The organism is Streptomyces flaveolus, assembly GCF_014648815.1.
In the GTDB taxonomy this organism is placed as follows: Bacteria; Actinomycetota; Actinomycetes; order Streptomycetales; family Streptomycetaceae; genus Streptomyces; species Streptomyces flaveolus.
The window spans coordinates 58103-75379 of record NZ_BMRV01000021.1 but is presented as its reverse complement, the minus strand read 5'-3'; the positions used below and the strand labels follow the sequence as shown (position 1 = coordinate 75379).

Here is a 17277-nt window from a genome sequence, read left to right as displayed (position 1 = left end):
GGGCTCAGGCACCAGCCTCGAGGAGGAACCCATGGCCGATTCCCCCAGCACGACACCCGACCCCGCGCAGGAACGCCGGACCGAGCAGCCCGCCGACCTCCGCAGCCTGCCCCTGATCGCCGCCTGCGGCTGCGGTTCGGGCTGCGGCTGCGGCTGCCAGTCGGGCAACCCGTGCCAGTGCGGCTGACGGGGCGATGACGCGGTGACGCGTACGGCGGCCGGGCTCGCTCCGGCCGCCGTACGGGCGCACCCTGGAGGGGAGAACCCTGAAGGGGGTGCGAGGCCATGGCTCACTTCATGGACGTGCACCGCGGGATGCACGGAATCACGGCGGACCAGCTCCACCAGGCGCACCAGGCCGACCTGGCGCTGGAGAAGGACGAGGGCGTCCACTTCGAGCACGCGTGGGCGGACCCGGACTCCGGCACGATCTACTGCCTGTCCGAGGGCCCGACGGCCGAAGCGGTCCAGCGCGTCCACGAACGCACGGGACACAAGGCGGACGAGATCCACGAGGTCTCGCTGTCGGTATGACGGCTCCTGTCTCCCCGTAGGCGTCGCGCCGCCGCGAGTGAGTACGGGTCCAGTCCCTGGCACCGGGCGCGACGCCGGAGGCCCTGCGGGGGTCGTTAGGAGGCGGAGGCGGCGTCAGGCCCTGACGTCACGCTTTCCACCCCGTGCGCCGCCCCAGGTAGTTGAGGAGCGCGTCGGCGTCGTCCGCGCCGGCCTCCGGCTCGGTCGCCGCGCCGAAGGCGAAGCCGCGCAACGGTTCCACCAGGGCCTCGGCGACCGGACGCAGCGACCGGGCCAGGGACGGCGTCAGCGGTGAGGGCTGACCGGTCGCGACGGCGATGTCCCACGCGTGGACCGCGAGGTCGAGTGCGGCGGCGCCGGCCGCCAGCTCGGCCGGCACCTGGAACGGGGGCAGCGGCACCGGCACCGCGGGATCGTCCGGATCGACCGCGCCGAAGGCATCGGCGGAGCTCCTGAGCACCTCGTGCTGCTCGCGGAGGACAGCGCCTCGCAGGCGGCGTGGAAGGTCAACGAGCGCCTCTGGGACCTGCTGACCCACGCCCGTGACCCGTCCGGCGCCTCCGCCACCCGCCGTGCCGAGCTCGGCTCCACGCTCATCGACGCGCTGAACAGCCTCCATCAGGCGGCGCGGGCGGACCTGGCGATAGGCAGGCCACGGGCCGGACGGCGCTGACGGCCCTCTGCTTGCCCGGCGGCTAGGACGGCGTCTGACCGAGGCGCCGCTGCCGCACGTAGCGGAGGATCACGAAGGCGATCGCGGCGAGCTGCGCGACGAACCAGATGCCGATCTCCACCCCGCCCATGCCGCTGCCGAACGCCACCAGCGCCAGAGCGAACACGGCGATGACCAACAGAAGGCTCACGATCAAGTTACGCAACGTCCTACCCCCAGACTCATGGGCTCGCGCCCTGGCGAGCATGATCGCAGGTGGTGATCGCCGCGTACAGGTCTCGATCAAAAGCCCCCGACCTGCCGGAGGGACGCAGGTCGGGGGCTTTCTCAGTACCGCTTACTTCTTCTTGCCCTGGTTCTTCACGGCCTCGATCGCCGCCGCCGCCGCGTCCGGGTCGAGGTACGTGCCGCCCGGGTTGACCGGCTTGAAGTCGGCGTCCAGCTCGTAGGAGAGCGGGATGCCCGTCGGGATGTTCAGGCCCGCGATGTCGGCGTCGGAGATGCCGTCGAGGTGCTTGACCAGGGCGCGGAGCGAGTTGCCGTGCGCCGCGACCAGGACCGTGCGGCCGGTGAGGAGGTCGGGGACGATGTTGTCGAACCAGTACGGCAGCATGCGGACGACGACGTCCTTCAGGCACTCCGTCTGCGGGCGCAGCTCCGGCGGGAGCATCGCGTAGCGCGCGTCGGAGAACTGGGAGTACTCGGCGTCGCGGTCCAGCGGCGGCGGCGGGGTGTCGTAGGAACGGCGCCACAGCATGAACTGCTCCTCGCCGAACTCGGCGAGGGTCTGGGCCTTGTCCTTGCCCTGGAGGGCGCCGTAGTGGCGCTCGTTCAGGCGCCAGTGGCGGTGCACGGGGATCCAGTGGCGGTCCGCGGCCTCCAGCGCGAGCTGGGCCGTGCGGATCGCGCGCTTCTGGACGGACGTGTGGACCACGTCGGGCAGCAGGCCGGCGTCCTTGAGCAGCTCGCCGCCGCGCGTCGCCTCCTTCTCGCCCTTCGGGGTGAGGTTGACGTCCACCCAGCCGGTGAACAGGTTCTTCTCGTTCCACTCGCTCTCGCCGTGGCGGAGGAGGATCAGCTTGTACGGTGCGTCGGCCATGGCTCCGAGCGTAATCGACCCCCCTGACCGACCGCGCGCCGCGCCCGCTGGGCGGACGGTTGACGGGAACTGTTAATTGACTGGCCTGCGACAACCGCGCGCTCGTAAGTTGTGCTCATCGCTTGAGCCGCTTACATGCCATCACGGGGGTCCCCATGTCCGTCGCCGGGCTGAGACATGCCGCGCGCGAGTCCGTCTCCGGGCTCCCGCGCGAGTTCTGGTGGCTGTGGACCAGCACCCTGGTCAACCGGCTCGGTGCCTTCGTCGCCACCTTCATGGCGCTGTACCTGACCCTCGACCGCGGCTACTCCGCCTCGTACGCCGGTCTGGTCGCCGCCCTGCACGGACTCGGCGGGGTCGTGTCCTCGCTGGGCGCCGGGGTGATGACGGACCGGCTCGGGCGGCGGCCCACGCTGCTCGTCGCGCAGGCCTCCACCGCTGCGTCCGTCGCGCTGCTCGGCTTCATGCGGGACCCGGTCGCCATCGCGGCCGTCGCCTTCCTGGTCGGCATGGCGAGCAACGCCTCCCGGCCGGCCGTGCAGGCGATGATGGCGGACATCGTGCGGCCCGAGGACCGTATCCGCGCCTTCTCGCTGAACTACTGGGCCATCAACCTCGGCTTCGCGATCTCCTCGATGGGCGCCGGGTTCATCGCCGAGTTCAGCTATCTGGCCGGCTTCCTGATCGAGGCGGGCATGACCCTGGTCTGCGCGGTCCTCGTCTTCGTGAAGCTGCCCGAGTCGCGGCCCGGGAAGACCTCCCTGGACGCCGGCTCGGCGGGCGAGCCCCCCGTCTCCCTGATGACCGTCCTGCGCGACGGGCGCTACATGAGCGTCGTCGGGCTGTCCTTCCTGGTCGCCCTCATCTTCCAGCAGGGCTACCTGGGCCTGCCGGTCGCCATGGGCGAGGCCGGGTTCACACCCGCGGACTTCGGCCTGGCCATCGCCGTCAACGGCGTGCTGATCGTCGTCCTGCAGATTCCGGTCACCCGGTTCATCGAGCACCGGGACCCCCGGCGGCTGCTCGTCGCCTCGTCGCTGCTCGCCGGGTACGGCTTCGGGCTCACCGCCTTCGCCGGGTCGGTCGGGGTGTTCGCCCTCACCGTGTGCGTGTGGACGCTGGCCGAGATCGTCAACGCGCCGACGCAGACGGGGCTGGTCGTGCGCCTCTCCCCCGTGCACGGGCGCGGGCGCTACCAGGGCATGTACACCATGTCCTGGGCCGTCGCCTCACTGGTCGCGCCGCTGATGTCGGGCTTCGTCATCGACCACTGGGGCGCCGAGTGGCTGTGGGGCATGTGCGCGGTCGTCGGCACGGTGGCCGCCGTCGGGTACGGGGCACTGATGCGACGGCTGCCGGAAGAGGAGCCGACGGCGGCCGAGGTGCCCGTCGCCGAGGAGCCCGCGAAACCCGAGGTCAGCGCGGCCTGACGCCCCTCACGGGTGCATCCGCGCCCCCTTCAGCACCTTGTCCACCGCGTTCTTCGGGCCGTACACCGCCAGTCCGACCAGGTCCAGCTCCGCGGTCGGCACGGCCCTCACCGCCGCCCGGTTGTCACGGTCGTTGCCGGTGGTGAAGAGGTCGGAGGTGAACACCGCGCGGGGCAGGGCGCGGGACAACACGCGCGCGTGGGCGTTGGTCAGCGTCTCCTTGGTGCCCTCGAAGACCAGCACCGGCTGCCGGAACATCGGCAGGTACGCGGTCGCGTCGGCGTCCTCGTAGGGCTCGCCGATCACCTCGGGGATCTGGCTGCCCAGGCCGCTGACCAGGAAGGCGGTGACGTTGAGGCGCTGCCAGGTCTCCAGGTCCTCGCGCAACAGGACGGCGATCTTGGTGTCGAAGCGGACGGGGCTCTCGGTGTCGTGCGTGCTCATACCGTGAGACTGCCGGTCGGCGCGGGGCGCGGTCTTGTACGTTTTTTGCATGGCCGACCAGCGGAAAGTATCCGCCTGGCGTCCCCGGGTCCCGGGCGTCGTCGAGGTCTTCCACGCCCACTACACCGAGTACAGCTACCCGATGCACGTCCACGACGCCTGGACGCTGCTCATCGTGGACGACGGTGCCGTCCGCTACGACCTGGACCGGCACGAGCACGGCACGCCGCACGACACGGTGTCGCTGCTGCCGCCGCACGTGCCGCACAACGGCTCCCCCGCCACCCCGGACGGCTTCCGCAAGCGCGTCCTGTACCTGGACGCCTCCCGGCTCGGCGAGGAGCTGATCGGGCGCGCGGTCGACGCCCCCGACCTGCGTGACCCTGTGCTGCGGCGGCGGGTCGGGCAGGTGCACGCCGCGCTGGCCCGGCCCGGTGACGAGCTGGAGGCGGAGAGCAGGCTGACGCTGATCGGGGAGCGGCTGCACGCCCACCTCCGGCCCCGGGGCGCGCCCGGTTCCGCGCGGCCCGACCCCGTCCTCGCCCGCCGGCTGCGTGAGCTGCTGGACGAGCGGGTCGTCGAGGGCGTCGGGCTGGAGGAGGCCGGCGGGCTCGTGTCCGCCCATCCGGCCCATCTGGTGCGGGCGTTCAGCACGGCGTACGGGATCGCCCCGCACCAGTACCTGATGTCCCGTCGGGTGGATCTGGCCCGGCGGCTGCTGCTCGCGGGGCGTGCGCCGGCCGACGTGGCGGGCGCGACCGGGTTCTACGACCAGGCCCATCTGACCCGGCACTTCAAGAGGCTGGTGGGGGTCACGCCGGGGCGCTACCGCACCGGGGCGCAGCGGCGCTGACCGGACGTCAGTCCTCGGAGCGCTCGATCAGGTGCTGGAACGCCTCCAGGTTCCGCGTCGACTCCCCGCGCGAGGTCCGCCACGCGTACTCCTTGCGGATGGCGGACGCGAAGCCCAGCTCCAGCAGGGTGTTGAAGGCGCCGTCGGCGGCCTCCAGGACCTGCCCGAGGAGGCGGTCGATCTCGTCGGCGGTGACGGCGGACAGCGGGAGCTTGGCGGTGACGTAGACGTCGCCGAGGCGGTCGACGGCGTAACTCACCCCGTACAGCTTGAGGTTGCGCTCCAGCAGCCAGCGGTGGACGGCCGGTTCGTTCTCGTCGGGGTGGCGGACGACGAAGGCGTTCAGGGAGAGGGAGTGCCGGCCCAGGAGGAAGGAGACCGTGGTCGACAGTTTGCGGGTGCCGGGGAGCTTCACGACGTAGTTGCCGGGCTCGGGGCTCTCCCACTCCAGCTCGGCGTCCTTCAGGGCGCCCTCGAGGATCTGCGCTGCCTTCTGTGCCTCAGCCATGGTGGGAGCGTACGCGACGGCGGTGGGACTGGGCCGCGGCCGTGTAGACGTCGGCCGTCGCCGCGGCGGCGCTGTCCCAGCCGAAGGACTGGGCGTGCCGGGCGGCGGCGTCGCCCATGCGGGACACGAGGTCCGGCTGGTCGGCGAAGTCGCGCAGCACGCGCGCGTACGCGGCGGGTTCGTGGCCCTGGACGAGCCGGCCGGTGTGCCCGTCGCGCACCGCGACCGGGAGGCCGCCGACCGCCGCGGCCAGCACGGGCGTGCCGGTCGCCTGGGCCTCGATGGCGACCAGGCCGAAGGACTCGCTGTAGGACGGCATGACCAGCACGGACGCGGCCCGGAACCAGTCGGCGAGCTGTTCCTGGCCGACCGGCGGGCGGAACCGTACGACGTCGGCGATGCCGAGCCGCGCGGCGAGTTTCTGCAGGCCCTCCGGCTTGGCGAGGCCGCTGCCGCTGGGGCCGCCGACGACGGGGACGACGATGCGGGAGCGCAGCTCGGGGCGTTCGTCGAGGAGGACGGCGACGGCGCGCAGCAGGACGTCGGGAGCCTTCAGGGGCTGTATGCGGCCGGCGAAGAGGGGGATCAGGGCGTCCTGCGGCAGGCCGAGGCGGGCGCGGGCGGCGGCGCGGCCGTCGGCGGGGCGGAACCGGTCGAGGTTGACGCCCGGGTGGACGACGGCGACCTTGGCCGGGTCGGCGGCGTAGTGCCGGACGAGTTCGTCGGCCTCCTCGGCCGTGTTGGCGATCAGCCGGTCGGAGGCGGCGACGATCTGGGTCTCGCCGATGACGCGGGCGGCCGGTTCCGGGGTGTCGCCGTCGGCCAGGTTGGCGTTCTTGACCTTGGCCATGGTGTGCATGGCGTGCACCAGGGGGGCGCCCCAGCGCTGGGCGGCGAGCCAGCCGACGTGGCCGGAGAGCCAGTAGTGGGAGTGCACGAGGTCGTAGTAGCCGGGGCGGTGTCCGGCCCAGGCCTGCATCACCCCGTGGGTGAAGGCGCACAGCTGGGCCGGCAGGTCCTCCTTGGCGAGCCCCTCGTAGGGGCCGGCGTCGACGTGCCGGACGAGGACGCCGGGCGACAGTTCGACGGTGGGCGGGAGGGCGGCGGTGGTCGCGCGCGTGAAGATCTCGACCTCGATGTTGATCGCGGCCAGGCGCTGCGCGAGCTCCACGATGTAGACGTTCATGCCGCCGGCGTCGCCGGTGCCGGGCTGGTGGAGCGGTGAGGTGTGCACGGAGAGCATGGCGACGCGGCGGGGCCTGCGATGCAGCCGCAGCCGCGTGGAGGCCGCCGGTGAGCGACGCCCGAGCCTGCTGACGTACTGGCTCACGAGCCGTTCCTCCTCCGCTGCGGGCATGCCGGTCGGAGGACAGGCGTCGCCCTCCAAGGTGTGGGAACACCGGAGGACGGTGCCCCATTTCCGGTTCGCCGCCCTTTACCGAATCATTACCGGCGGTCGCTCAACCGTTCGATGACGCGGTGCGTGCGAGGGCTTCCATGCCCTTCCTCCACGCCTCCGTCAGGTCCGCATCCGGGGGAAACCGGCCGTGGATCTCGAGGACCACCATCCCGTGCGCGAACGCCCAGACCGAGCGCGCCAGGTCCCCGTCCCCGCCGCAGGCCCGCAGTAGCGGTGCGGCGGCCCGGTCCTCCAGGCCGGCCGGGAGGGACTCGCGGGGCAGGGGGCGCTCGTTGGCCAGGCAGTACAGGTGGGGGTGCGCGAGCGCGTAGGCCCGGTACGCCCGCGCCAGCGCCACCGGCGAGCCGGGAGACCGCGCCACGGCGGCCTCCATCGCCTCGGCGGCCTCGGTGAGGAACTGGGCGACCAGCTCGACCTCGACGGCCTTCTTGTCCGGGAAGTGCTTGTAGAGGGAGGGGGCCTTGATGCCGAGGCGGTCGGCGAGCGCCCGCAGGGTGAGCGCGGCGGGCCCGGACTCCTCCAGGAGCACGCGCGCCGCCGCGGCGATCTCCCGGGCCCGGGGGGACAGGCGGTCAGCCACGCTGGAAGCCCTCCTTCGTACGCAGTCCATAGCCGAAGGCGCGATCGTACGAGATGTGGGCGAGCCACCCGCACAGCGCGGCGAACACAGGCGCCCAGGTCAGCGGCGCCACGGTGGAGATCACGAGGAGCGCGAGCGGGATCGTGGCACGGTGGGCGGCGTTGTAGTACGGCACCGCGCGGGGCGGCAGCCGCCCCTTCTCCATGCGGGGCGCGTCGGACAGGCCCGCCAGGAAGGTCAGGTCGGGCGCCAGGAAGAAGGCGAACGCGAGGAGGCCCGCGGCCCAGCCGTGGTGCACCGCCTCCAGGACGGCGAACGCGGACCAGAACAGCGCGCCCAGCAGCCAGGCGGTGCGCCGGGCGAGGGGAAGCGCACGCGGAGGACGTGGAGTGGCGGTGGGCGTCACGGTGACCGTGCTCATGGGTTCGTTCCCCTCGTGCTGGGCGGGACGTAGGCTAACGCGGTTAGCCCCACCGTAGGGCTAACGGTGTTAGCCGTCAAGCGTGCCTCCCTGGCCCGGCCCGGGCAGGACCGGCCGCATACCCTCGTACGCATGACAGCCCGCGCCGCCCCCCGCCCCGTAGGGGCGGTCACGCGCGGGACGACCAATCCGAACCGGCTGCGCCGCATGGACCGCTGGATCGCGGCCACGCACGGCGCCGAACTGCGCCGCGCCGCCGACCCCGTCGCCGTCGACCTCGGCTACGGCGCGGCCCCCTGGACCGCCGTCGAGCTGCTGCACCGCCTGCGCACGGTCGCGCCGCGCACGCGCGTGGTGGGCGTCGAGATCGACCCGGCGCGGGTGGCGGCGGCCGAGCCGTACGCGCGCGCGGGGCTCGTCTTCCGGCACGGCGGCTTCGAGGTCCCGGTCCCCCGGCCCCCGTCGCTGATCCGCGCGGCGAACGTGCTGCGCCAGTACGACGAGGACGAGGTCGCCGCCGTCTGGCAGCGGCTGTGCGCGCGGCTCGCCCCGGCGTCGGCGCACTCCCGCGGCGGCCTCCTGGTCGAGGGCACCTGTGACGAGATCGGGCGGCGGCACGTGTGGGTCGCGCTCGGACCGGAGGGGCCGCGCACGGTCACCTTCGCCACCCGGCTCGGCTCCCTGGACCGCCCCTCCGACCTGGCCGAACGGCTGCCCAAGGCGCTCATCCACCGCAACGTCCCCGGCGAGCCGGTGCACGCCTTCCTGCGCGACTTCGACCGCGCCTGGGCCGCCGCCGCGCCCTACGCCTCCTACGGCGCCCGCCAGCGCTGGATGCGGGCGGTGCGGGACCTGGGCGCCGACTGGCCGGTGAGTGACGGTCCGGGGCGGTGGCGGCAGGGTGAAGTGACGGTGCGCTGGGAGGCGTTGGCCCCGCGCGGCTGAGCGGCGGCCTCGGCACGGGAACGATCTCCGTGAGGTGTTCGTCACACAGCACGGGAAGCGCCGTGCCGGCACAGCGGGGGAAGACGGGGAGCGGCGGTGGCGAAGCGGGCGGGAACAGCGGGAGACACGGGCGGAGCGACAGGGGGAGAAGCGGCGGCAAAGCCGCGGCAAGCGGGGGGAAGCCCTCCACAAGCCCCGGAAGTATCCCCTCTGTCGCTTTCCGCGCCGGCATGGCACGATCCCTCGAGCGACGGAAGTTACTGACGGTAAATCAGCTCTGGGGGCGAGGTATGCGTACGGGGAAGCGTGGCTTGACGACTGCCGCCGTGACCGTGGTCTGCGCGGTCACCGTGCTGGCCGCCCCGGGCACGGCGTTCGCGGACCCGGGCCCCGCCCCGACACCGACGGCCTCCACGACGGCACTGCCCGCGGCGGCTCCCGGCAAGGACCTGGAGGCCGTGCGCAAGAAGCTCGACGAGCTCTACCGCGCGGCGGCCTCGGCCACGGACGAGTACAACGCCGCCGAGGAGAAGGCGCAGCAGCAGTCCGCCGAGATCGTCGCACTGGCCAAGAAGATCGTCGAGGGCCAGGAGAGGCTGGACCGCCTCAAGGACCGCGCGGGTGCCGCGGCCCGCGCCCAGTACCGCACCGGCGGGCTGTCCGACGAGGCCAAGCTGATCCTGAGCGAGGACCCCGAGGAGTTCCTCGACAGCACCGGCCGGGTGATGCAGGGCCAGCGCGCCACCAAGGGCCTGCTCGGCGAGATGGCCCGCGCCCAGGAGGACCTGAAGGCCTACCAGGCGGACGCCTCCGCCCAGTGGAAGAAGCTGGAGGCCAACCGCAAGGCCAAGGCCAAGGCCCAGAAGAAGATCGAGGGGCAGATCGCGGCGGCCGAGAAGCTCGAGTCCGAGCTGGAGCAGGAGGAGAAGGAGCGCCTCGCCCGGCTGGAACGGCTGGCCCAGGAGAAGGCCCAGGCCGCCTGGCTCGGCTCCGGCGTGGTCAAGGACCTCGACGCCTCCGCGACCGAGCAGGGCAGGAAGGCCGTGGAGTACGCCACCGCCCAGCTCGGCAAGCCGTACCAGTGGGGCGCCGAGGGCCCGGACGCGTACGACTGCTCCGGCCTGACCTCACAGGCGTGGGTGGCGGCCGGGCAGGTGATCCCGCGCACCTCGCAGCAGCAGTGGCAGCAGCTGAGGCACGTCGACATCAAGGACATGCGCCCCGGCGACCTGATCATCTACTTCGACGACGCCAGCCACGTCGGGATGTACGTCGGTGACGGCAAGGTCGTCCACGCCCCGCGCCCCGGGCGCACGGTGACGATCGCGGGGGCGGGCACGATGCCGATCCTCGGCGTGGTGCGGCCGGACACGGCGACCGCGCCCCCGCGGTGACGCGGGCCACGCGGCCCGCGCCCCGGGCGTGACGCCGCCCACGTGACCCAGTCCACGCCGGACACCCCGCCCCGCGTGACGTTCGTCATCCCCGTACCGCGGTCGACGTGTCCAACTGCGGTACGGAACGCGGCATATGACAGTGGCCGATGGCCGTCCGACGTGTGGTGGACCATTCCGCAGCGGCGCCGTCACCCGCTATGGTCCCCGTCGGTGGGTCGAGGTCCCTCGCCCCGCCATGCCCTCGGGGGGAGGGAAGGAACCCAGACGATGCCCGTACCCGTACCGCGGCAGAGGGCGATCCCGGCCGTGGAGTGTGGTCAGGCGCCCGCCGCGTCCCCGCGGAGCGGCCGTTCCCCGGAACAGGCCCCGCTCGGGACGAACCCGGCCGAGAACCCCACCAGTCAGCGAGAGAACCCGACGGAGAAGCGCGAGAAGACCACGGACCAGCGAGAGAGCACCACTCCCACGAACCTGACGCTGCTGCTGATCGAGGACGATCCGGCCGGCTCGCCGATCGTGCCGGACCTGCTCGACCAGGCCGGCAAGCCGATCCGCGTCCGCACCGCACGCAACCTCACCGAGGCCGAGCGGCTGCTGACCGACGACGTCCACTGCATCCTGCTGGACCTGGCCCTGTCCGCCCCGGCGCGGGCGGGCGACGGCGAGGACGACGACGAGCTGGCGGTGCTCAAGCACGTGCTGGAGCTGGCGCCCCGGCACGCGGTGCTCGCGCTCACCTCCTCCAGCGACGCCGAGCGCGGCGCGGAGGCGGTGGCGGTCGGCGCGCAGGACTACCTGTTCCGCGACGAGCTGGACGGCCGGCTGCTGAGCCGGGCCATCCGCTACGCCGTCGAGCGCAAGCGGTCCGACTCGGCGGAGCGGCGCCTGGCCGAGGGCCGGCTGCGCGCGCAGGAGAACGCGCGCCTGGAGCGCGGTCTGCTGCCGACCCCGCTCCTGGAGGGCTCCCCGCTGCGGTTCGCGGCCCGCTACCGTCCGGGCCGTTCGCGCGCCCTGCTCGGCGGCGACTTCTACGACGTGGTCCGCACCCCGGACGGCACCGTGCACGCCATGATCGGCGACGTCTGCGGGCACGGCCCGGACGAGGCGGCGCTCGGCGTGGAGCTGCGGATCGCCTGGCGTGCGCTGACCCTGGCGGGCCTGTGCGGGGACCAGCTGCTCGGCACGCTGCAGCAGGTGCTGGAGCACGAGCGCTCGGACGACGAGATCTTCGCGACGCTGTGCACCGTGGACATCGCACCGGACGGGCGCCGCGCGGGCCTGTGCCTGGCCGGACACCCGGCGCCGCTGATCGCCGGCCCCGGCATGCCCGCCCGTCTGCTGCCGTACGACAACAACGGCCCGGCGCTCGGGCTGCTGCCGGGTGCCCGCTGGCCGCGCATGCAGGTGGAGCTGGGCGCCGAGTGGAGCCTGATGCTCTACACCGACGGCCTGATCGAGGGCCACATCGGCGAGGGCCGCGAGCGGCTCGGCCAGGACGGCATGGTGGAGCTGGTCCGCCGCCGCTTCGCCGACGGCCTGCGCGGCGAGGAGCTGATCCGGACGGCCGTCAACGAGGTCCGCGACCTCAACGGCGGTGAGCTGACGGACGACGTGGCCGTCCTGCTGCTGGACCGGGCTCCCTGACCGCCCCGCGGGGCGGCGCGGCGGTCAGCGTCCGCCGTTGTACGGTCCGTACGGGCCGTCGCTGCTGGAGCCGCGGCGGCTGTTGCGGCCGCCGCCCGGCAGGCCGCGCAGCACGGGCCGCACGTCGACCATGTACACGATCGTCGCGACGAGACCGATGATCGGCAGGAACGACAGGATCGGGAAGAGCAGGTTCACCACGAACGCGAGTCCGAGAATGATCAGCCAGAACGGCTTGGTCTTCTTGTCCGCCGCGCGGTAGGCGTCCTCCCGGCGCGTGGCCGCGTCGATCAGCGCGAAGCCGCTGAAAACGATCAGGGCGGTGCTCAGCAGCCACATGAAGCCTGCGAACCCCTGCATCAGCACAACGTCCACCACCAGACTCGGGTCGTCATTACGCGGTCACCGTACCCGGAGAACGGGCCGGGCACCCCAAGGGTGCCCGGCCCGCGTGTGCTTCCGCTCTCCTACTTGCCGGGCGGCGTCGTCTTCTTGGCGACGGTGGTGGGGGTGGGGGTGGGCTTCTTCGCCGGAGCCTTGCGGGCGGGCGGGGTCTTCTTCGCCGCGGCCGGCTTGTCCTCCGTGACCGTGACGGGTTCGCGCTTCGGCTCGACGGCCACGGCCACCTCCTCCACGCCCTCGGCGAGGTCCTCGATGCCGTCGGCGGCCTGGCCGCGCCAGGTGCGCACGGCCTGCTCGCCGTGCTCGGCGACCTTCTCGTAGGTCTCCCGGGCCTTGACGGCGTACTCGGCGGCGACGCCGACACCGCGCAGCGCGAGGTCCTGGGCGGTCTCGCCGAGCTTCTTGAAGTCGGCGTCGAGGGACCCGAGGAGCTCGTTGACCTTGGTCTGCAGGGTGCCCTGCGTCTCCTTGACGCGGGCCGTCGCCTTCTCCTGGACGGCCTTCGGGTCGGTGTTGCGCACGGCCTCGATACGCGCCGGCGCCTCGGTGCGCAGCTGCTCCACCAGCACCGGCACCTTCTTGGCCTGCTGGAAGGCCAGGTCGGCGGTGCCGGCGGCGAAGTAGAGCGGGGTGGGGTCGCTGAAGGTCTTGCGCAGGTCGTCGGTGATGGCCATGGTGCTGGTCCTCCCGGAATGCGTTCGGCTGAGGGTCGGTTGGTGGTCCCGCGCCCGGCCGGCCGGCTGCTCGCTCGTGCTCATCCGGCCGTCTGCTGCGGGTCGGCGTCGCCGCCGCCGCTCGTACGGGGGCGGCGGCCGGGTATGGAGCCGCCGCCGCCGAGGCCGCCCTCGGGGGCGTCGTCGGCGACTTCGCCCGGGGTGTCGTCCGTACCGAACCCGTTCTCCTTGCGGAACGAGTCGTAGATCTGGAGCAGCACCTGCTTCTGCCGCTCGTTCAGCGTGGGATCGGCGAGGACGACCGCACGCGTCTCCACTTCGTCCCGGTCCCGTTCCGCGTCAAGGATCCCGGCACGCACGTACAGCGTCTCGGCGGAGATCCGCAGCGCCTTGGCGACCTGCTGGAGCACCTCCGCGCTCGGCTTGCGCAGCCCGCGCTCGATCTGGCTCAGGTACGGATTCGACACCCCGGCGGCATCGGCGAGCTGCCGCAGCGACAGTTGCGCGTTGCGCCGCTGCTCGCGCAGGTACTCACCGAGATTGCCGACGTTGAGCGAAGCCATGTCTCCACCATGCACCAGCGTGCTAACTATTGCAAGCAGCCGCTTGCAAGAGTGCGCCTCGGCGCCGCCCGGCGGCCGGGCTCACACCAGTTCGGGCTGGGGACGCGCCTGCGGTGCCGGTACCGGCACGGCCTCGGGGTCCCACAGCCCGGTGGTGCGCGTGTACCCGTACACCACGGAGGCCATCGCCAGCAGCAGGAGCGGCCCGGCCACCCACGGGTGCGCGGCCATCTCCACGGGCAGGTAGCGGTACGAGACGAGCAGCGCGCCGAACACCGTCGCGCCGTAGGCGACCAGCCGGATGCCCGGCCAGTCCAGACCGCGGTCGTACGTGCGCAGCCCCGCCTCGACCGTGCACGCGAACACCACGCCGGCCACCAGGTCCACGCCGTAGTGGTAGCCGAATCCCAGCGTCGCGGTGAGCGTGGCGACCAGCCAGAACGCGCCCGCCCAGCGCAGGACGCGGGGGCCGGTACGGGAGTGGATGAAGATCACGACGGCCCATGCCGTGTGCAGGCTGGGCATGCAGTTGCGCGGGGTGAAGGCGTCGTACGGCATGTGCTGCGGCGCGCCGGCCGGCGGCAGCGTGTGCGGCCACAGATGGGCCACCGCCCATGGCCCGCCGCCGGTGCCCCAGGCGCCGTCGCCATAGGCGAAGATCGGCCCGACCACCGGGAAGACCATGTAGACGGCCGGCCCGAGCAGGCCGACGGCCAGGAAGGTGCGCACCAGGTGGTGGCGCGGGAAGCGTCGCTCGGCCGCCACCTTGCGCAGCTGCCACACGGCGACCACGACCGCGGCCACGGGGAGCATGACGTAGACGAAGTCGAGGACCCGATGGCCGACCGGGCCGGTGGCGCCGACGATCCGGCCGGCCACCCACGACGGGTTGCCCAGCGCGTGGTCGGCGCTCGCCAGGTACTGGTCCAGCACCGTCGGGCGGGTCTTCGACGTGATGAGCAGCCAGGCGTCGCCGGTCTTGCGGCCGGCCACCAGCAACAGCCCCAGCCCGACGCCCTTCAGCAGCAGGACGCGTTCCGGCCCGGTGCGGCGCGTGACGGCGACCACCGCGCCGCCCAGGATCACCCACAGCGCGCCGTTGCCGAAGTTCATCTCGGCGCCGACCGCCCACCGCACCAGGGCGAAGACGACGTCGATGCCGACCGCGACGCCGGCCGCGACGAACCGCTGCCGCCAGGTGAGCACCACCGTCATCAACGCCATGCTGGCGTACAGCAGCGGCCCGGAGGCGGGGGCGAAGACCACCTCGCGCGCCTGGTTGGTGATCGGTCCCGGCTCGCCGTAGTGACGCGCGGCGATCTCCAGCGCGACGAGGAACCCGAGGACCGCCACACCCGCCGTGGTCCACAGCATCACCCGTGGCCGACGCCACGCGGTGAACGTGCTTCTGACGCTTATTCGCGACAACAGGCGCGACGCTGCAGGTATCAATTTTTGGCCGATTTGTGAGGAACAGGCAGTTAAGGAAACACGAACGAGTGATGGGCGATCATCGTAAGTTCGGACATGCTAGCGAATCCGGCGCGGGGTGCGTCCATGGCTTTCGGCCCCTCCGTCCGAACGGCAGCGGCCGTGCGTGCACCACGTCCAGCCGGGACACCGCCCGGGTCAGCACGACGTACAGCCGGTGCAGTCCCCGCTCCTCCGCCTCGGCGATCGCCGCCGGTTCGACGGCGACGACGTGGTCGTACTCCAGGCCCTTGACGAGGCTCGCCGGAACCACGGACACCGGGGCACCGAGCTCCTCGGGACCCGCCGCCGCGATTCCGGCCGCGTCGAGGGCGGCCCGCACCCGGGAGACGTCGGCGTCGGCGGCGACGACACCGACGGAACCCTCCCGGGCCAGCGCGTTCCGGACGGCGCCGGCGACCGCGTCCGCCAGATCGCCGGGCGCGGCCGGGCGCATCGTCAGCTCTCCGTCCCCGCGCAGGGAACGGGCCTCGGGCACGTCCACGTCCAGCCGGGCGAGCAGCCGGTTGGTGAGGCCGACGATCGCCCGCGGCACCCGGAAGCCGGTGGTCAGCGGCACCACGGGCGCCTCCGGCCTGCCCAGATGGGCGAGGAGCGCCGGCCACGACCGCGCCGCCCACGGGGTGGTGCCCTGGGCCAGGTCGCCGAGGACGGTGAGCGACCCGAAGACCGCACGCCGCGCGATGGCCCGGCACTCCATCGGGGACAGGTCCTGGGCCTCGTCGACGACGATGTGGTCGTAGCCCTCGGGGTGTTCGAGGAGCCCGGCGACCTCGTCGAGGAGGACGAGGTCGGCGGCCGACCAGCGCGCCGACCGCCACGACCGCGGCGACCCGGCCGCCCGGTGCAGCGCCTTCTGCTCGTCGGCGTCCAGCAGCCCGTCCGCGGCCTTCGCCAGCTCCCCCGGGTCACCGAGCAGCCGGGCGACGACCTCCTCCGGCCGCACCCGCGGCCAGACGGCGTCGAGGTACGCGCCGACCGGCCGGGCCCGTTCGATCCGGCGCACCCAGGTGCCGTTCCGCGGCCCGCCGCGCCGTTCGGCCTCGTCCTGGACGTACCGCACGATCCGGGACCGCACCCGCTCCCGCCCCACGGCGTACGGCGGTTGCTCCTCCCGTACGTCCGTCACGATCCGCGCGAGCACGTCGCCCGGCACCCGCCGGCGGTACGAACCGTCCGGCACGACGAGGGAGTCGGCGGCGTCGGCGGCCACGCGCGCGTACAGGGCGCGGCGCAGCACCTCGGCCATGCGGGCGTCGTGCTTGACGGCGGCGGCCCGCTCGTCGTCGGTGCCGGTGACCGGGTGCAGGGCGATCTCCTGGGAGAGCGTGGACTGCCGTACGCCGGTTTCGCCGAGGGCCGGCAGCACCTCGGCGATGTAGGAGAGGAAGGTGGGGTTGGGGCCGAGGATCAGCAGGCCACCGCGCCGGATGCGCTGCGGGTGGGTGTAGAGCAGGTACGCGGCCCGGTGCAGGCCGACGGCGGTCTTGCCGGTGCCGGGGGAGCCCTGCACGCAGACCGAGGCGGTCAGGCCGGCGCGGACCAGGTCGTCCTGCTCGGGCTGGATGGTGGCGGCGATGTCCCGCATGGGTCCGACGCGGGGCCGCTCGATCTCGCGGGCGACGATGCCGCTCGGGCCGGACTCCCCGCGCCCGAGGTGCTCGTCCTCCAGTCCGGTGAGGTCGGCCGGGTCCCCGAGGCTGCCGGGCGCCCAGCCGAAGCGGCGGCGGACGGCGACGCCCTGCGGTGCGCGGGCGGTGGCCTGGTAGAAGGCGCGGGCGACGGGGGCGCGCCAGTCGACGACGAGCGGCGGGGCGGCGGGGTCCTCCGTGATCCGCAGCCGGCCGATGTGCAGTGTCCGGCCGTCGTCCTCCTGCCCCGGAGGCTCGCGGTCGCCGTCACCGTCGCGTCCGGCGAGGTCGAGCCGCCCGAAGAACAGCGGCCCCTCGGGCAGTTCGTCCAGGGCCTTGGCCCGGCTGCGCAGCCGGTATCCGAGGACCTCGGCGTCGGCACCGGAGGCGGAGACGTCCTCGCCGGTGACGACGTGGTCCCGGGCGCCGTCGATCATGGCGGCCAGGGCGGTCCGGCAGTGCTCGTGGTGGGCGCGCTCGCGGTCGAGGGCGTGCCGAAGGGCGGGGTCCGGTGACGTCATGGCGGCGAGCGTAGCCGAAATAACGTTACCGAGTTAAATTTATGTCC

At 73.0% G+C, this 17277-nt stretch carries 21 protein-coding genes; 8 read left to right on the top strand and 13 right to left on the bottom strand.

Going from position 1 to position 17277, the window contains the following annotated elements; translation table 11 throughout:
* Nucleotides 1–31: 31 nt before the first annotated feature.
* Together IEZ05_RS33270 and IEZ05_RS33265 are read left to right on the top strand one after the other, a co-directional pair.
* Nucleotides 32–187, top strand: a complete 156-nt coding sequence (locus IEZ05_RS33270) for a hypothetical protein (RefSeq protein ID WP_189234034.1) — start codon at nt 32–34, stop codon at nt 185–187.
* Between the two features lie 98 nt (nt 188–285).
* Entirely contained in the window at nt 286–534 is a 249-nt protein-coding gene (locus IEZ05_RS33265; protein WP_189234033.1) for an SCO4226 family nickel-binding protein, read from the top strand.
* Between the two features lie 127 nt (nt 535–661).
* Here the strand turns inward: IEZ05_RS33265 and IEZ05_RS33260 are convergent, their stop codons facing one another.
* On the bottom strand, nt 662–1072 hold the full coding sequence (locus IEZ05_RS33260; protein ID WP_373298895.1) for a DinB family protein: 411 nt from the start codon (nt 1070–1072) through the stop codon (nt 662–664).
* Here IEZ05_RS33260 and IEZ05_RS33255 point away from each other — a divergent pair.
* Nucleotides 998–1207, top strand: coding sequence for a hypothetical protein (locus IEZ05_RS33255; protein WP_189234031.1), 210 nt, complete (start codon nt 998–1000; stop codon nt 1205–1207). The two genes, IEZ05_RS33260 and IEZ05_RS33255, sit on opposite strands and share 75 nt — an antisense overlap.
* A 22-nt stretch (nt 1208–1229) precedes the next feature.
* Here IEZ05_RS33255 and IEZ05_RS33250 read toward each other — a convergent pair whose 3' ends face one another.
* A complete protein-coding gene (locus IEZ05_RS33250) occupies nt 1230–1397 on the bottom strand; it encodes a hypothetical protein (protein WP_189234030.1) in 168 nt (55 codons plus the stop codon).
* Between the two features lie 147 nt (nt 1398–1544).
* The gene (locus IEZ05_RS33245) at nt 1545–2306 is read right to left on the bottom strand and encodes a phosphoglyceromutase (RefSeq protein ID WP_189234029.1); all 762 of its coding nucleotides are present in this window, start codon (nt 2304–2306) and stop codon (nt 1545–1547) included.
* Nucleotides 2307–2461: 155 nt separating this feature from the next.
* On the opposite strand from IEZ05_RS33245, the gene IEZ05_RS33240 reads away from it, so the two are divergent.
* Nucleotides 2462–3736, top strand: a complete 1275-nt coding sequence (locus IEZ05_RS33240; protein WP_189234028.1) for an MDR family MFS transporter — start codon at nt 2462–2464, stop codon at nt 3734–3736.
* 6 nt (nt 3737–3742) lie between these two features.
* Here IEZ05_RS33240 and IEZ05_RS33235 read toward each other — a convergent pair whose 3' ends face one another.
* A complete protein-coding gene (locus tag IEZ05_RS33235) occupies nt 3743–4180 on the bottom strand; it encodes a DUF2000 domain-containing protein (RefSeq protein ID WP_189234027.1) in 438 nt (145 codons plus the stop codon).
* A gap of 49 nt (nt 4181–4229) precedes the next feature.
* Here IEZ05_RS33235 and IEZ05_RS33230 point away from each other — a divergent pair, with 49 nt between their 5' ends.
* Complete coding sequence (locus IEZ05_RS33230) at nt 4230–5033, top strand: AraC family transcriptional regulator (protein WP_189234026.1); 804 nt, start codon at nt 4230–4232, stop codon at nt 5031–5033.
* A 7-nt stretch (nt 5034–5040) separates the two neighbouring features.
* Here the strand turns inward: IEZ05_RS33230 and IEZ05_RS33225 are convergent, their stop codons facing one another.
* From IEZ05_RS33225 to IEZ05_RS33210, 4 genes are all read right to left on the bottom strand, one after another.
* Nucleotides 5041–5541 (bottom strand): type III secretion system chaperone family protein, encoded by a 501-nt coding sequence (locus IEZ05_RS33225; protein WP_189234025.1) that lies wholly within the window; start codon nt 5539–5541, stop codon nt 5041–5043.
* Nucleotides 5534–6871, bottom strand: coding sequence for a D-inositol-3-phosphate glycosyltransferase (gene mshA / locus IEZ05_RS33220; RefSeq protein WP_189234024.1), 1338 nt, complete (start codon nt 6869–6871; stop codon nt 5534–5536). Before mshA ends, IEZ05_RS33225 begins: the two co-directional genes overlap by 8 nt.
* Nucleotides 6872–7001: 130 nt before the next feature.
* Nucleotides 7002–7571, bottom strand: coding sequence for a TetR/AcrR family transcriptional regulator (locus tag IEZ05_RS33215; RefSeq protein WP_189234023.1), 570 nt, complete (start codon nt 7569–7571; stop codon nt 7002–7004).
* Nucleotides 7534–7962: a DUF4260 family protein gene (locus tag IEZ05_RS33210; RefSeq protein ID WP_189234022.1), complete on the bottom strand. Its 429-nt coding sequence runs from the start codon at nt 7960–7962 to the stop codon at nt 7534–7536. Before IEZ05_RS33210 ends, IEZ05_RS33215 begins: the two co-directional genes overlap by 38 nt.
* 132 nt (nt 7963–8094) lie before the next feature.
* On the opposite strand from IEZ05_RS33210, the gene IEZ05_RS33205 reads away from it, so the two are divergent.
* From IEZ05_RS33205 to IEZ05_RS33195, 3 genes are all read left to right on the top strand, one after another.
* Nucleotides 8095–8907, top strand: coding sequence for a class I SAM-dependent methyltransferase (locus tag IEZ05_RS33205; RefSeq protein WP_189234021.1), 813 nt, complete (start codon nt 8095–8097; stop codon nt 8905–8907).
* A gap of 290 nt (nt 8908–9197) precedes the next feature.
* Nucleotides 9198–10301 carry a C40 family peptidase gene (locus IEZ05_RS33200; protein WP_189234020.1) on the top strand — a complete coding sequence of 368 codons (1104 nt, stop codon included), beginning with the start codon at nt 9198–9200 and terminating at the stop codon, nt 10299–10301.
* Between the two features lie 270 nt (nt 10302–10571).
* Nucleotides 10572–11948, top strand: coding sequence for a PP2C family protein-serine/threonine phosphatase (locus IEZ05_RS33195; protein WP_189234019.1), 1377 nt, complete (start codon nt 10572–10574; stop codon nt 11946–11948).
* Nucleotides 11949–11972: 24 nt separating this feature from the next.
* On the opposite strand, the gene IEZ05_RS33190 is transcribed toward IEZ05_RS33195, so the two are convergent.
* From IEZ05_RS33190 to IEZ05_RS33170, 5 genes are all read right to left on the bottom strand, one after another.
* Nucleotides 11973–12308, bottom strand: coding sequence for a DUF2516 family protein (locus tag IEZ05_RS33190; protein ID WP_189234018.1), 336 nt, complete (start codon nt 12306–12308; stop codon nt 11973–11975).
* 107 nt (nt 12309–12415) lie between these two features.
* Entirely contained in the window at nt 12416–13024 is a 609-nt protein-coding gene (locus IEZ05_RS33185) for a hypothetical protein (protein WP_189234017.1), read from the bottom strand.
* An 80-nt stretch (nt 13025–13104) separates the two neighbouring features.
* Nucleotides 13105–13587 carry a helix-turn-helix domain-containing protein gene (locus IEZ05_RS33180; protein WP_189234016.1) on the bottom strand — a complete coding sequence of 161 codons (483 nt, stop codon included), beginning with the start codon at nt 13585–13587 and terminating at the stop codon, nt 13105–13107.
* A gap of 81 nt (nt 13588–13668) precedes the next feature.
* Nucleotides 13669–14961, bottom strand: coding sequence for a phosphatase PAP2 family protein (locus IEZ05_RS33175; RefSeq protein ID WP_189234015.1), 1293 nt, complete (start codon nt 14959–14961; stop codon nt 13669–13671).
* Nucleotides 14962–15097: 136 nt separating this feature from the next.
* Nucleotides 15098–17230 carry a HelD family protein gene (locus IEZ05_RS33170; RefSeq protein ID WP_229869969.1) on the bottom strand — a complete coding sequence of 711 codons (2133 nt, stop codon included), beginning with the start codon at nt 17228–17230 and terminating at the stop codon, nt 15098–15100.
* Nucleotides 17231–17277: the final 47 nt, after the last annotated feature.